Annotated in this window: 11 protein-coding genes; 8 read left to right on the top strand and 3 right to left on the bottom strand. The window is 72.4% G+C overall.

The features are described 5' to 3' along the window. Window positions 1-220 (top strand): serine hydrolase (locus ACFV61_RS29315; RefSeq protein WP_380494847.1); only part of this gene is annotated, 220 nt, incomplete at its 5' end. Window positions 221-299: 79 nt separating this feature from the next. Next, entirely contained in the window at window positions 300-1,361 is a 1,062-nt protein-coding gene (locus tag ACFV61_RS29310) for an MBL fold metallo-hydrolase (RefSeq protein ID WP_380494845.1), read from the top strand. 9 nt (window positions 1,362-1,370) lie between these two features. Here the strand turns inward: ACFV61_RS29310 and ACFV61_RS29305 are convergent, their stop codons facing one another. Next, window positions 1,371-1,874: a MarR family winged helix-turn-helix transcriptional regulator gene (locus ACFV61_RS29305; protein ID WP_380494851.1), complete on the bottom strand. Its 504-nt coding sequence runs from the start codon at window positions 1,872-1,874 to the stop codon at window positions 1,371-1,373. A gap of 229 nt (window positions 1,875-2,103) precedes the next feature. Here ACFV61_RS29305 and ACFV61_RS29300 point away from each other — a divergent pair, with 229 nt between their 5' ends. Then, window positions 2,104-3,528, top strand: coding sequence for an MFS transporter (locus tag ACFV61_RS29300; protein WP_380494849.1), 1,425 nt, complete (start codon window positions 2,104-2,106; stop codon window positions 3,526-3,528). 191 nt (window positions 3,529-3,719) lie between these two features. On the opposite strand, the gene ACFV61_RS29295 is transcribed toward ACFV61_RS29300, so the two are convergent. Next, window positions 3,720-5,165, bottom strand: coding sequence for a DUF2079 domain-containing protein (locus ACFV61_RS29295; RefSeq protein ID WP_380494844.1), 1,446 nt, complete (start codon window positions 5,163-5,165; stop codon window positions 3,720-3,722). Between the two features lie 130 nt (window positions 5,166-5,295). Between ACFV61_RS29295 and ACFV61_RS29290 the strand changes: the two genes are divergently transcribed. The 3 genes from ACFV61_RS29290 to ACFV61_RS29280 all read left to right on the top strand — a co-directional run bounded on the left by ACFV61_RS29290 (window position 5,296) and on the right by ACFV61_RS29280 (window position 8,439). Further along, on the top strand, window positions 5,296-5,970 hold the full coding sequence (locus tag ACFV61_RS29290) for a response regulator transcription factor (protein WP_380494842.1): 675 nt from the start codon (window positions 5,296-5,298) through the stop codon (window positions 5,968-5,970). Continuing rightward, window positions 5,963-7,465 (top strand): ATP-binding protein, encoded by a 1,503-nt coding sequence (locus tag ACFV61_RS29285; protein WP_380494840.1) that lies wholly within the window; start codon window positions 5,963-5,965, stop codon window positions 7,463-7,465. The genes ACFV61_RS29290 and ACFV61_RS29285 overlap by 8 nt, the downstream gene beginning before the upstream one ends. Window positions 7,466-7,644: 179 nt before the next feature. Beyond that, complete coding sequence (locus ACFV61_RS29280; protein WP_380494838.1) at window positions 7,645-8,439, top strand: hypothetical protein; 795 nt, start codon at window positions 7,645-7,647, stop codon at window positions 8,437-8,439. Window positions 8,440-8,454: 15 nt separating this feature from the next. Here the strand turns inward: ACFV61_RS29280 and ACFV61_RS29275 are convergent, their stop codons facing one another. Further along, window positions 8,455-11,364 carry a BTAD domain-containing putative transcriptional regulator gene (locus tag ACFV61_RS29275; protein ID WP_380494836.1) on the bottom strand — a complete coding sequence of 970 codons (2,910 nt, stop codon included), beginning with the start codon at window positions 11,362-11,364 and terminating at the stop codon, window positions 8,455-8,457. Window positions 11,365-11,589: 225 nt separating this feature from the next. Between ACFV61_RS29275 and ACFV61_RS29270 the strand changes: the two genes are divergently transcribed. Beyond that, on the top strand, window positions 11,590-12,162 hold the full coding sequence (locus ACFV61_RS29270) for a hypothetical protein (RefSeq protein ID WP_380494834.1): 573 nt from the start codon (window positions 11,590-11,592) through the stop codon (window positions 12,160-12,162). 519 nt (window positions 12,163-12,681) lie between these two features. Further along, window positions 12,682-14,192, top strand: a 1,511-nt coding sequence (locus tag ACFV61_RS29265) for a hypothetical protein (protein WP_380494833.1), incomplete at its 3' end; no start/stop codon positions are given.

The following is a 14,192-nucleotide window of genomic DNA, read 5'->3' as shown; positions in this document are numbered from 1 at the left end:
CGGCAGTACGAGCGCGGGCGTGCCCACCGACTGGAAGGTCGGCGACAAGACCGGCAACGGCGGCTATGGCACCCGCAACGACGCCGCCGTCGCATGGCCCTCCGGCGGCCGGAGCCCGGTCGTGATCGTCGTCCTGTCCGACCGCGGCAAGGCCGACGCCACCTCCGACGACGCGCTGATCGCCCAGGCCACGAAGACCGTCGTCGGCGCCCTCGGCTGAACACCCCCGAGCAGAAACACCCCCGACCACCAAGAGCCCTGACCGCCAAGAGCGCCGACCACCAGGAGCCCCGACCGCCGTGATCCACCCCACCCGCCGGACCGCCACGGACGCCGACTTCACCAGACGCCGCTTCGCCCAGCTCGCCGTCCTGGGTATCGCCGCCGGAGCCGCGCCGATCGCCGCCTCGGCCCCGGCCTCCGCCTCGGCCCCGGCCTCCGCCTCGACCCCGGCGTCCACCGACGCGAGTACGCCGTCCGCCTCCCGCCCGCACTACGACCGCGCCCGCCGCCTCGCCGGCGACGACCCCGTGCTGCGCGCCCTGGTGACGGCGCTGACCCCCGGCTCCGACCTTCCCCAACTGCCCGCGCCTGCGCCCGTCAAGCTGTTCGACAACCTCGTGCTCCTGAGCGCGGGTTGGGTCTCCGCGATGGCGGTGCTGACGGACGACGGCATCGTGCTGATCGACGCACTCACCTCCCCGGCCGACGCCGACGGCATCATCGTCCCCGGGCTGCGCGCGGTCGGAGCCGATCCGGCGGCGATCAAGCACGTCGTCCTCACCCACGGCCACCCGGACCACTTCGGCGGCGCGCAAACCCTCGCCGACCGCTACGGTGCCCGCGTGCACATGTCCCCGGCCGACTGGGACCTCCTCGCCCGCACCCGCCCGGCCGACGCCCCCGCCCGGGACCTCGACATCGCGGACGGCGACCAGCTCACGCTTGGCGGCACGACGATCGAGCTGCACCACACCCCGGGCCACACCCCCGGCACCGTCTCGCCGGTCATCCCCGTCCGGGCCGGCCGCAGGCACCACAGCGCGATGCTGTGGGGCGGCCTCAACCCGCCCTCGACGGTGGAGGAGCTGCGTACCTTCCTCGCGTCCGTCCAGGCCTTCCGGGGTGTCATGCGCCGGGCGAACGTGGAGGTCGAGCTCTCCAACCACCCGAACGACCACGGCCTCGAACGCGCCGAACAACTGCGCCACCAGCCGCCCGGCGCCGCGAACCCCTTCCTCCTCGGCGGCCCCCGGACGCAGCGGTACATGGCGGTCATGGACGCGATGCTGCGCGGCCGGATCGCCGACGCCGAGGCTCCGACGGCCCGGGCCGTCGCGGCACCGCTCACCTGCTGCTGAGCGTCCGGATCATTCCCGACCGGGGGCGGACGTGCCGGGGGAGTGCGGCGCCTTCGAGTCCTGTTCCCCGAGGTGGGTGTCCAAGGCGGTGTTCAGGTCGGCCATGAACGCTTCGAACTGCTCCAGGAGCCGGGGCGGGTAGTTCGACATCGCGGCGTCGAGGCGGTGGGCGACCGGGTCGAAGAACTCCTCCGCCCGTTCCCGGATGTGCCCGCCGCCGCGCAGAGTGACGATGCGCCGGTCGGTGTGTTCACGGGCGCGGGTGATGTGTCCCGCGGCTTCGAGGCGGTTCAGGAGTGCGGTGGTCGCTCCCGTGGACAGGGAGATCCGCTCGCTGAGCCGTGCCGGTGACAGGGGGGTTCCGCGCTCCTCGGCGGCGGTGATCTGGAGCAGCGCGATGGCGTCGGTGGAGTGCAGGCCGAGCCAGGCGGCGAAGCGGCGGCCGAGCTCCGTGTAGTGGGTGCCGTAGATCCTCAGCGCTTCCGTCAGCCGCTCGCGCTGTTCCGCGACCATGTCGCGCTGTTCCGCGACCTTGTCGCGCTTGGCCTCTTCCACGGGACCCTCCACCCTTGTCGTCCGCCGCGCGGTCACATCGGCATTCCAGGTTGACAACCTATCTCCATCATTTTACCTTCACTGTGAAATTACTTCACCATGGAGGTATCTGCTCGTGTCCGCCCCTGCCCCCACCCTCGGCACCACCACCGAGCCCTACCGATGGCGGTGGCTGATCCTGGCGGTCATGATCACGGCCGAGATCATGGACCTCCTGGACGCTTCGATCGTCAACGTCGCCGGCCCGGACCTGGAGGAATCCCTCGGCTCCGGCCCCGTCGGACTGCAATGGGTCATCGGCGGCTACGCCCTCACCCTGGGCGCCGGCCTGGTCCTCGGCGGCCGCCTCGGCGACCGGTACGGCCGGCGCCGGATGTTCCTGATCGGTCTGGCCGCCTTCACCGTGAGCTCGCTGCTGTGCGCGCTCGCGCCGAACATCGAGTCGTTGATCGCCTTCCGGCTGCTGCAGGGCACCGCCGGGGCGCTGCTGCTGCCCCAGGGCCTGGGCCTGCTGCGGGAGAACTTCTCCGGCCCCGAGCTCACCAAGGTCTTCGCGATCTTCGGGCCCGTCCTCGGTCTGGGCGGCATCATCGGCCCGGTCCTGGGCGGCTTCCTCATCGAGGGCGACTTCTTCCGCCTCGGCTGGCGATCGGTGTTCCTGATCAACCTGCCCATCGGACTCGCGGCCCTGATCGTCGCCGCGAAGTTCGTCCCCGACAGGGCGGGCAGCCGCACGGTTCGGGTCGACATCACCGGCGCGGCCCTGATCGTGGCCTCGTGCGCCCTGCTCGTGCTGCCGCTGAACCAGGGACAGGAGGACGGCTGGCCGCTGTGGACCTGGCTGAGCATGGCCGCCTCCGTGATCGGCTTCGCCCTGTTCGCCCTTCAGCAGCGCCGAACGGCCGCCGCGGGCCGCGAACCGCTGGTGACCCCCGCCCTGCTCCGCAAGCCCGCCTTCACCGTCGGGCTCGGCGGCATCGCCCTGTTCTTCGGCGGGATGATCGGCACCCAGCTCGTCCTGACCCTCTACCTCCAGATCGGCAGGCACTTCACCGCAGGTGAGGCGGGACTGGGCAACCTGCCCCTCGCGGTGGGCACCGCGATCGGCGGCGCCGTCAGCGGCGCCTTCCTCGTGAACAGGATCGGCCGTGGCGTGCTCCAGATCGGACCGCTGGTCCAGCTCGCCGGTGCGGCCGCGCTGTGGTTCGAACTCGACGGCCTCGACACCTCCACCTTCTCCATCTGGGACGTCGTTCCCGGCACCGTCGTGGCGGGCATCGGCGCCGGCATGGTGATCGCCGCTCTGTTCAGCTTCATCCTCGCCGCCGTCGACGACCACGAGATCGGCTCCGCATCCGGAGTCCTGACCGCGGTCCAGGCGGTCGGCGGCTCCATCGGCGTCGCCGTCTTCGGCTCGGTCTTCTTCGACCAGGTCAAAGCCGGCGACTTCACCACCGGCTTCCACCACGCGCTGATCGTCCAGGCATGCCTGCTGGTGGCGTTCCTCGCCATCACCTTCCTCCTGCCCAGGGAGGCCCGCCCCGACGAGGAGCAGCACGGCACCACCCCCGAGGCCGCCACCGACCCCGGCGCCAAGCACCTCACCGTCTGACACCGGGCCGGGAGACCGCGCCGCACCGACGACCTGAGCGGCCAGGTCGGTGCCGAGACCCACGTGCACAACGACTACGCCACCGGCGGCCTGGAGCCGGCCCGGGTGGCCGGGGCCGGCTACCTGGTGCCTGCCGCAGCGCACGTGTCCCTTGCCCGCGCCCCGGTGGCCGACGCTCCCGCAGGAGGCCGTCATGCCCGCGTGCCGAGGTGGTAGACGGTGACGCCGCCGGCGCTCGCGACGGGACGGTAGCCGGCGGCGGGGAGGGCACGAAGGGCTTCGGCCTCCTGGCCGGCGGGGAAGAGGCCGTCCCGCGGGTGGTCGGGGGCCGCGACCCAGTCGGGCTTCGCGCCGGGGCCTCCGGGGTAGTGCGGGAACAGGAAAACCCGGGTGCGGTCGGTGAGTTGGGGCGCGATGCCGTTGGCGGCCGCCACCTGCGCACCGTCCGGGATCACCCGCAGCACCCCGCGCACGGCGTCGGCCGTCGCGTCGCGCTGCCAGGTGGCGGGCCGGGCCAGCTCGGCGAGGGGGCGGAAGGGCAGAGCGGCGGCCGTCACCGCGAGCCCGACGGCCACGAGGCCGCAGGCCGTCCACCGCCGCAGGCCGTGCCGCGCGCGGAGCCGGGCCAGGGCGTCGGCGAAGGCGACGAAGATGATCGGCATCAGGACGGCGCCGTAGTGGAAGCCCGTCCCCCAGTAGGCGGGGTTGGTGGACCAGAACCGCCAGGCCAGGGTGGGGACCGCGAGCAGGATCAGTGGCGAACGCAGGGCCAGGAACGCGGTGGGGGCCAGCAGCACGGCGACGGTCCCCCACTTCTGGGCGGGCAGGAGCAGCCTGGTCACGGGGTCGCCGGACGGACCGTCCACGTTGGAGAGGTAGGTGTAGACGCCGTCGGGATTGAGGGCCGGGATGACGACCAGCACCACCAGCGCCACGGTGGCGGCGGCGAGCGCGACGACGGCCACGCCGAGTCGGCGGCGGCCGTGCCAGAACAGGTAGCAGCCGACGGCCACGACCGTCGCCGCCTGGTCCTCCTTCACGAGCAGCAACGGCAGCGCGCACCACGCGGCCGCGCGCCACCTCCGCAGCGTCAGCCGCTCCAGGGCGAAGGCCAACAGCGGTACGGCGAAGGCGATTTCGTGGAAGTCGAAGGCCACCGCCTGCTGCAGGCCGACCGACAGCCCGTACCCGACGCCGATGCCCGCGCCCGCCCACGGACCGGCCGCCCGCGCCGCCACCCTGGTCACCGGGACGGCGGACACGGCGAGCAGCGCCGCCTGGGCGACCAGCAGGGTCAGCGGGGAGGGGAACGCCCGGTAGAACGGTGCGAGGGTGGCCAGAATCGGGTGGAAGTGGTCCCCGAGCAGGTGGAACCCCGGCCCCTTCAGCTCGGAGACCGGCGCGCGGCCCTCGGCGTAGCCGCGGACGGCCTGCTCGAAGATTCCCAGGTCGAAGCCGGATGTGCGCAGGTGCAGATGGCGGGAGACGGACAGCGCGCCGTAGGCGGCGAACAGCACGGCGGCGAGCGCCCAGGGCAGCAGGGCGGTCCGGCCCGGCCGGGCCTGGGGCTGGGACTGGAGCTGGGGTTCGACCGTGGCGCGGGGTGCGCGGGGTGCGCGGGTCAGGGTCAGAGTCACGGGGCTCACCTCGCGGTAGGGCGGACGTGGGGCGACCCCCGAAGCGTCCGACCCGCCCTCTGAAGATCCGCTGAAAGAGCCTGAAAGCACCTTCAGGAACCGCGACACCCCCCGTGACATGCTGAGACGCATGCGCGTACTGGTGGTGGAGGACGAGACCCGGATGGCCGACGCCCTCCGGGACGGGCTCGAAGCGGAGGGCTACACCGTGGACGTCGTCCACGACGGCCGCTCCGGCCTCTGGTACGCGCGCACCGGCGACTACCGGGCGATCCTGCTGGACGTCATGCTCCCCGGCCTCAACGGCTACCGGGTCTGCGCCCAACTGCGCCAGGAAGGCGTCACCACCCCGATCCTGATGCTCACCGCCAAGGACGGCGAGTACGACGAGATCGAGGCCCTGGACACCGGCGCCGACGACTACCTCGCCAAGCCCTTCTCCTACCCGGTCCTGGTCGCCCGGCTGCGGGCCCTGGTCCGCCGCGGCGGCGCCGAACGCCCGCCCGCGCTGACCGTCGGCGACCTGCTCCTCGACCCCGCCGACCGCTCCTGCCGCCGCGCCGGCACCCCGATCGCCCTCACACCCCGCGAGTACGCCGTCCTGGAGTGCCTGGCCGAACGCCCCGGCGAGGTCGTCGCCAAAACCACCATCCTCGACCAGGTCTGGGAGAGCGGCTACGAGGGCGACCCGAACATCGTCGAGGTGTACGTCAGCGCGCTGCGCCGCAAGATCGACGTCCCGTTCGGCCGGAACTCCATCCTCACCGTGCGCGGTACCGGCTACCGGCTGGACTCCCGTGGCTAGGCCGCCGCGGCCGCCCCGGCTGCTGCGCTCACTGCACTCACTGCGCTCGCTGCGGGCCCGTTCCGCCGCAGCGGCCGGCCTGGCCGCTGCCGCCGCCTTCACCACGGGCGCGTTCTGGCTCAGCCACAGCCTCTACGACTCCCAGTTGAACGACGCGAAGGTCGCCGCACAGGCCCGCCTCGACGTGGCGGTCGCGGACATGCGCACCGGCCACGTCCCGGCGAGCGGCCTGCTGCTCGGCGACCGCGTCTACGCCCTCGTCCTGGACTCCGGCCGGCTCCTGGAGGTCAGCCCCGACCTCGAACCCTTCCGTGCCCAGGTCGCCGCCCAGCTCACGCCGCTGCCCGAAGGCGGGCAGGTCTCCCGCACCCTCACACTCGACGCCCCCGTCCCCGTCCCCGCCACCGGCACCGGCACCGCGAACCGTCTGGCCCACCGCACCCTCCCCCTGTACGGGCAGAGCGCCGGCGGCATCGACGGCCGCGCCCTGCTGTCCGGCTTCGGCGAACCCGACCGGGGCGAGCGCACCGTCACCGCCTACCTGCTCGTACCGCCCTGGGACGCCGAACGCGTCCAGGAGTCCGTCCAACGGCTGCTGCTGGTCGCCGGGCCCTTCGCCGTCCTGCTGGTGGCCGCCATCGCCTGGGCGGTCACCGCCCGGGCGATGCGCCGGGTCGAGGCGATCCGCGCCCAGATGGCCTCCATCACCGCCCAGCACCTCGACCGGCGAGTCCCCGTCCCGCCCACCGCCGACGAGATCGCCCACCTCGCCACCACCACCAACCAGACCCTCCAGAAGCTCGACCACGCCGTCACCGCCCAGCGCCGCTTCGTCGCCGACGCCTCCCACGAACTGCGCAGTCCCCTCGCCGGACTGCGCACCTCCCTGGAGGTCGCCCTCACCCACCCCGACCGCACCGACTGGCCCACCGTCGTCCGCGCCGCCCGCGCCGACACCGTCCGCCTCCAGCACCTCGCCGACGACCTGCTCCTGCTCGCCCGCCCACCCGTCGCCGCACCGGCCCACCACACCCGGGTCGAACTCACCGACCTCGCCCGCGACGTCGCCGCCGAACTCCCGCACGGCACCAGCCGGATCACCGTCCACGCCGACCGCCCGCTGGAAGTCCCCGGCAACGCCGCCCAACTCCACCGCCTGCTCCGCAACCTGCTGGAGAACGCGCTGCGCCACGCCGCCGACCACGTCACCGTCACCCTCACCGAGGACCCCGGCCCCGACGGCCACTGGGCCGTCCTCGAAGTCCTGGACGACGGCCCTGGCATCCCCGCCCCCGACCGCGAGCGCGTCTTCGCCCCCTTCACCCGCCTCGACGAGGCCCGCACCCGCGACACCGGCGGCGCCGGACTCGGCCTCGCCATCGCCCGCGACCTGGCAACCCGCCACCACGGCACCCTCACCCTCGCCGATTCCCCCGCCGGCGCCCGCTTCCTCCTCCGCCTCCCCCTGCCACCCCACCCCGCCCGCACTCCGTGAGCCCGCCCGACCCAGCGCTTGACCAGGTCGTCAACCGACTGCTGCGGCTGAGTGACAAAAGGAGGGCTCCCCAGGGAGGCTCACGATGTGACGAGTCGACTCCTCTTAACTTCTCCTGAGACTCGGACGCGTCGCCCAGCGGGCGGTCCAGCGTGTTCGCCACCCATGGAGGTCGTTGGATGAATCGCCGTCCCCGGGTCGCAGCCTCGCTGGCGGGCGCGGCCATCGCCCTCGCGTCCCCGTCGGCAGACGTCGCCGCGCAGGCGTCCGCACGGCATGCGTTCGGCTCCCTGTGGATTCAGGACGGGGACGGCGTGGGGGAGGGAGGACACCACGACCACAATCCCCCGCGTGACTGCCACAGTGCCCGCCGTGTCATCCTCATCGACCAGAGCTTCCGAATCATCCTGAAGAACGGCCGGCACGGGCCGGAGGCTCTCGTTCTCCAGGGGTCCACGTCATCCCCGCCCTCGTCGCCGGCAGCACCATGGGACAACTTCGCTCCTTCAACGTATTTGGACGTGAACTATCCCACCCAGACCAGTAACCAGTACGAGTGGAAGATCCGTGACTTCTTCAGGGAGCACCCGCTCTTCGTGGTGAAGGCGTTCGACCGCCACGAACGGGTCTTCTCCTTCCCGGCCACCCACTGCATCGACAAGCACGACGGCGGTGAGCGCGGTGAGGGCGACCGTGGTGACGGCGCTCTTCTGTACGGGGGTGGAGCTGCCGACGGGAGCGACCCGTCCGGCTCCCCGTCACCCCAGGCGACGGACCGTCCTCAGGACGGCCAGTCTGCGTCGGAAACCCCCAGCTCCGGGGCCACCATCCCCCCTCCTCCGCGCTCTGCTGCGGCCGAGGGCAGGCACAGCCGTCTGCTGAGCGCGGAGCACGTCGGGATCGCGGTCGGCGGTTTGCTGGTGGTTCTGGGAGTGCTGGCCACGGCATGGATCCGACGTCGTTCCGACACGTGACAGCCGGCCGGAAGCTTAGCGCCGCCGGTCGGTCGTGGCGGGCGGAGTGAAACCCAGTGCGGCCAGGATCGGCAGGTTCGAGGTCAGCTGGTGCGCCGGCAGCTCCGCGTAGATCTCGTGCGCGGCGTCCCAGGCCTGACGGGAGCGCTGTTCGCGCCCCAGTGCCCGGTGGGCGGCGGCCAGTCCCGCCAAGGCGTGGGCCCGCTGGGCGGGATAGCCTGTCAGGCGGCTGCTCACGGCGAGGGACCGTTCGTAATGGCCGACCGCCTCCTCCGGCCGCCCGAGGGCGTGCTGCGCCGCCGCCAGGGTGTTGAGCAGAGAGCAGTCCATCGGCCCGTTGCGCTGGGCCCTGGGCCGGGCGAGCACGCGGCTCGCGTGGTCCGATGCTTCCTGGTAGCGGCCCAGGAGCAGGTAGGTCGGGGCCAGGCTGGTACGGCAGAGGTCGGCCGTCCAGTCGTCGGTCTCCGGGCCGTCGGCCGTCAGCAGGTCGAGGGCCTGCTCGTAGTACTCCCCGGCGTCGGCGTAGCGGCCCGTGAAGTAGTGGTAAGCGCCGAGGTTGGCCAGGGCCCGGCCTTCGGCGCACCGGTCGCCGGCGCTGTGGGCGAGGCCCCTGGCCCGCTGGAATGTCCGCCGGGACAGGGTGAGTTCGCCCAGGGCGCCCCAGACATGGCCCAGGTCGTTGAGGCCGTGTGCCTGGGCGCTCAGGTCGCCCAGGCGGCGGGCGGCGGCTACGGCCGTCCGGCCCAGGGCCACCCCTTCGGTCTGCGGCGAAGCGCGGTGGAGGTAGCTCCACAGCAGCGCGGGCAGTTTCCAGGCCGTTTCGTCGTCCCCGCGTTCGTGAGCGTGGCGGACGGTGGCGAGCAGGTTCGCCCGCTGGTCGTCGCACCACCGGGTGGCCTGTTCGGGGCCGGTGAGGTCGGCCACCCGCAGGCCCTCGGGCGGCGGGCCGAGGGGGACCCGCCGCCGCCCGGGGGTCAGCACCCGGGCAGCGGCGTGCGCGTGGTGCAGGCACCACGCGTGCCAGCGCCCGTGTAGTTCCCGCTGTTCCTCCGGGCTCTCCTCGCGGGCGCCCAGCTCGGCCGCGAAGAGCTTCAGCAGGTCGTGGAAGCGGTAGCGGCCCCGTGAGGGCTCGGCGAGCAGGTGGGCGGTGGTCAGGCGGCCGAGGAGCCGGTCGCACTCGTCGACGGCGTACGCGGACAGGGTCGCGGCGACGGGGGCGCTGATGTCCACCCCCGGGAACAGGCCGAGCCGGCGGAACAGGCGTCGGGCGGCGGGGTCGAGCGCCTGGTAGGAGAGGCCGAAGGCCGATCGCAGGGAGGAGCGGTCGTCACCGTCGGCCTCCAGGGCGCCCAGGCGGTCGGTGGAGGAGGCCAACTCGTCGGCGAAGGCGACGAGATCACGCTGCGGCCGATCGCGTAGCTGGGCCGCGGCGATGCCGAGCGCCAGCGGGAGGTGCCCGCAGGCGTCGAGCAGCCGGGCGCCGGCCTGCCGCTGCGCCTCGGCGGTGTCGGCGGTGTCGGCGGTGTCGGCGCCCAGGATGCGGGCGAGCAGCGCCTGCCCCTCGGTGGGGGTGAAGCCGTCGAGCGCGACCCGGTGGGCGCCCTCGCGGGCGACGAGTCCGGTGAGACGGTCCCGGCTGGTGATCACGACGGCGCAGCCGCTGCCGCCCGGTAGCAGTGGCCTGACGTGTTCCGGGCCGGCGGCGTCGTCGAGGACGACGAGCATCCGCCGCCCGGCCAGCAGCGACCGGTAGAGCGCGGACGCCTCGTCCAGCTGGGCCGGTATGGACTCGGCCGTCACGCCCAGCGCGCGCAGGAACGCCGCCAGCACCCCGTGCGGGGAGCGGGGGCCGGCGGCGGACCAGCCCCGCAGGTCCGCGAAGAGCCGTCCGTCGGGGAACCGCTCCCGCGTGAGGTGGGCCCAGTGCAGCGCCAGCACGGACTTCCCGACTCCGGCGGCACCCGTGATCACGGCGCACGGTGCCGCCGTTGGGCGGGCGCCGGGCTCCCCGGTGGCCAGCACCCGGTCCAGTACGAGCAGTTCGGGGGCGCGGCCGACGAACACGGAGAGGTCGGAAGGGAGTTGCTCGGGTCGCGGGTCCGCCGGCGCCGCCGCAGGGGCGACGCCGGTGGTCGGGGCGGTCCGGTCCGGACGGGCGGTCGGTGTCGGACGGGCGGTGGGCGCCGGTGAGGGTGTCGGTGCCGGACAGGGGAGGAGGAGGGCCCGTTGGAGGGCCTGGGCCTCAGGTGTCGGGTCCAGCCCGAGGTCCTCGGAGAGTCGGGAGGCATGGCGCCGGTAGGCCTCCAGCCCGTCGCCGTGTCGGCCCGAGCGGTGCAGGGCAGTCAGCAGCTGCCGCACCAGGCGGTCACGGAGCGGGAAATCGGCGACCAGACCGGTCAGTTCCGCGGCGACCTCGCGGTGCCGCCCCGCCTCCAGCTCCAGTTCGTAGAGCCGCTCCAGCACGGCCATCCGCTGCTCCTCCAGGCCGGCCGCGAGAGCGGCGAAGACCAGGCCGGGCAACCCGTCCAGCGCGGGGCCGCGCCACAGCTCCAGGGCTTCGCGCAACCGGGGGACGGCCTGCGCCGCGTCCAGGTCCACTGCCGCCGCGACCCGGGAGGCGAACAGGCGGTGGTCCACCCGGGCGTCGTCCGCCACCAGCCGGTAGCCCGCGCCGTCGGTCACGATGGGGGAGGCCGCCCCCGTGCCGAGCATGCGGCGCAGCAGGCCGACCATGTTGCGGATCTGGCGGTCCGCCGTGGCCGGAGGGTCCTGGTCCCAGACCGTGTCGACCAGTCGGGCGACCGGGACGGTCCGGTTCGAGTGCGCCACGAGCATCGCCAGCAGACTCCGCTGACGGCGCCCGCCCAACCGTACGGGAGCGGCCCCGGCGCACACCTCCAGGGACCCCAGGATCCTGAACTCCATGTCCCCCCACCGGCGATACCGAGGCACCCCCCTTGGGAGGCACCGGTGTTGACGAAGCGTCACCCCGCGCCCGGGTGTGTCACCTGAGCTGTCACGTGCCGGCACGCGGCAGCGCGCGTCACGACAAAGCAGTGATCAGATCATGCCAGAATCGTGCAGCCGATTGAGAGGGTTGCCGTGCACCGGCCGAAAGGCGCCGGTATTCGACCCAGGAGTTGATCAACCATGGCACGCTCCCTCAAGCGCATCGGAGCCGTCCTCGCGGCGACGGCGATCGCACTGTCCCTGTCCGGCGCGGCCACGGCCGTCGCTCGACCCACGACGGCCGCAGACTCGACCCGACACTGCGTGGTGAACGCGCAGGGCGGCCAGGCGCAGTGCTTCGGCACCTACCGGGAGGCCATCAGCCATGCCACCGGCGGGCGGGTCGCCGACGCTCCGCCGACCGCCGCCGAGGCCGCCCGCGACAGCGCGTTCGCCAAGGAGCTGAACAGCCCGGCCGGCCTCTCCGACCTGGTGGTCCTGGGGACGATCTACCAGGACTTCTTCTTCGGGGGCCAATCGGTGACCTTCACCGGCCCGCACGCGTGCTACAACGGGAACGCCGCCGACTACTCCTTCGACATCCCCGCCCCGCTCCAGGACCACGTCTACTCGGTGCGCCCGTACGCCAACTGCTGGTTCAACCTGTTCACCGGATTCCAGGCCACCGGCTACGAGAGCCCCAGCTACAAGGGTGAGACCGTCTCGGTGGACGAGGCCTGGCGGACCCACGCCAAGTCGTTGACGCTCGGCTGAGCCACGGTCCCGACGTCCTTCCCCGGCAACCTCGGCAACCCCCCGTAGCCGCAGGGGCAAGGCCGGGGCAGGGGCGTATGACTGCCACCGGTACCTGTCCCGCCTCGCCACCAGCGATGGCGGGACAGAGCCGTTGGTGCAGAACTGGTCGCCAGGTGATCAGGACGTAGCCGTCGCCCCGCGGGCTCCGGAGGCGTTCTGGGCGTTGGCGCCAGCGGCGGCGCCGGCGCTGTCGAGGTGGGGCCGCCGGCGGGGTCGAGTCCGGCGAGGGAGAGCGCCGGAACCTCCGGGCTGGCCGGAACGGGCCTGGGCCGATTCAGGCCAGCCGAAGGCCCTTTCGAGGCTCCTGACCTGTGGTGAGACTGGTGACCGCCGCCAGGGAGCACCCGCCCGGGGCAGCACACCGGACCAGGTGTCACCGACCGCTGCTCCTGGAGGGCAGCCGTCACGGCCCGGTGTGTGTGTGCCGAGCACCATGCACGGCCGATCCCACCCCTCTCTCCCCGCTGGAGCACCGTCATGCCTTCGAAGACGTCCAAGCTGCTGCGCGTCACGCTCGCCGCCGCCATCGCCGCCTCCGGTGCCGTGGTCGTCACGGCCGTCACCGCCGGGAGTTCGTACGCGGCGACGACCTCCTCGGTCGGCGGCCAGATCACCCGCTCGGAGATCCTCGCCCGCGCCCAGTTCTGGTACGGCAAGAACATCAACTACGACCAGGGCGGCTCGTACCCGGACTCCTCCGGCCGCGGCTACCGCACGGACTGCTCGGGCTACGTCTCGATGGCCTGGCACCTCGGCACCAGCGCCAACACGCAGGGCCTCGCGGACAGCTTCACCTACCAGATCAGCCGCAGCGACCTGATGCCGGGCGACATCCTGAACTCGTACTACGACCACGTCATCCTCTTCGAGAAGTGGGACGACGCCGCCCACACCACCTTCTCGTACTACTCCTTCGGCAGCACACCGGTGAAGCACCGGACCGGCGTCTCGATCAACGCCGCGTCCCTCGACTCGCACCCGAACGGCGACTACAAGGCGCTGCGCTACAAGAACGTCGTCAACGACCCGGCGCCGGGTTCGGCGTGGGTTCCGGCGTTGGGTGACGGTGGTTCGGTGAGTGGTGCTGATGGTACGGCTTACACGTTCACCCGTAGCGTTGATGGTCATCTTCAGGGGACTGTCAGGTATCCGACCGACAAGTGGGCGAGCGTTGACCTCACGAATGTCGTGGGTACTCCGATTTCGGCGGGTGGTGCGCCCAGTGCCTTCGCGATGAAGAACGGTGTCACCGGTGTGGCCAGCGCCAACGCCGCCAACGGGCACCTGCAGATCACGTATCGCGACGCCGCCGACAAGTGGGCGACCAGCGACCTCACCAACCAGGTCGGTACGCCGGTCACTGGAGGTGCGGTCCGTGCAACGACGGACCCCGATGGCACGCTTGCCATCTACTCGCGTGGTTCGACGGATGGCGGGCATCTGAGTCTCACTGCTCTTCAGCCGAACGGGAGTTGGGCGACCGTTGACCTGACGAACGTCGTCGGCACCCCGGTTTCGGCGGGTGGGGTGCCTGCGACCTTCACCCAGAAGAACGGGATCGTCGGCGTGGCCAGCGCGAATGCCGCCAACGGCCACTTGCAGATCACCTACAAGGACACCGCCGGCCAGTGGGCGACCACGGACCTCGCCGACCAGGCCGGCACACCCGCCACCGACGGCGCCGTGAGTGCCACCACGGACTCCGATGGCACGCTCATGATCTACTCCCGCAGCACGGACGGCCATCTCCAGGGGACCGCCAGGTATGCGAACGGCCAGTGGGTGACGGTCGACCTGACGAACGTCGTCGGCACCCCGAACTCCGCCGGTGGCGCGCCCAGCGCTTTCACCATGAAGAACGGTGTCACCGGCGTGGTCAGTGCCAATGCGGCCAACGGCCACTTGCAGATCACCTACAAGGACACCGCCGACAAGTGGGCGACCACCGACCTCACCACCAAGGTCGGCACCCCGGTGACGGACGGCGC

The sequence above is a fragment of the Kitasatospora sp. NPDC059817 genome (genome assembly GCF_042731835.1).
In the GTDB taxonomy this organism is placed as follows: Bacteria; Actinomycetota; Actinomycetes; order Streptomycetales; family Streptomycetaceae; genus Kitasatospora.
The sequence above is the reverse complement of the archived record's forward strand: the minus strand, read 5'-3'. Positions and strand labels throughout refer to the sequence as shown.

Excerpts from the sequence above, each read along its gene's own strand:
- ACFV61_RS29300 (WP_380494849.1), top strand. The coding sequence starts at position 2,104 with ATGATCACGGCCGAGATCATGGACCTCCTGGACGCTTCGATCGTCAAC.
- ACFV61_RS29290 (WP_380494842.1), top strand. The coding sequence starts at position 5,296 with ATGCGCGTACTGGTGGTGGAGGACGAGACCCGGATGGCCGACGCCCTC.
- ACFV61_RS29305 (WP_380494851.1), bottom strand. The coding sequence starts at position 1,874 with ATGGTCGCGGAACAGCGCGAGCGGCTGACGGAAGCGCTGAGGATCTAC.
- ACFV61_RS29275 (WP_380494836.1), bottom strand. The coding sequence starts at position 11,364 with ATGGAGTTCAGGATCCTGGGGTCCCTGGAGGTGTGCGCCGGGGCCGCT.
- ACFV61_RS29270 (WP_380494834.1), top strand. The coding sequence starts at position 11,590 with ATGGCACGCTCCCTCAAGCGCATCGGAGCCGTCCTCGCGGCGACGGCG.
- ACFV61_RS29280 (WP_380494838.1), top strand. The coding sequence starts at position 7,645 with ATGAATCGCCGTCCCCGGGTCGCAGCCTCGCTGGCGGGCGCGGCCATC.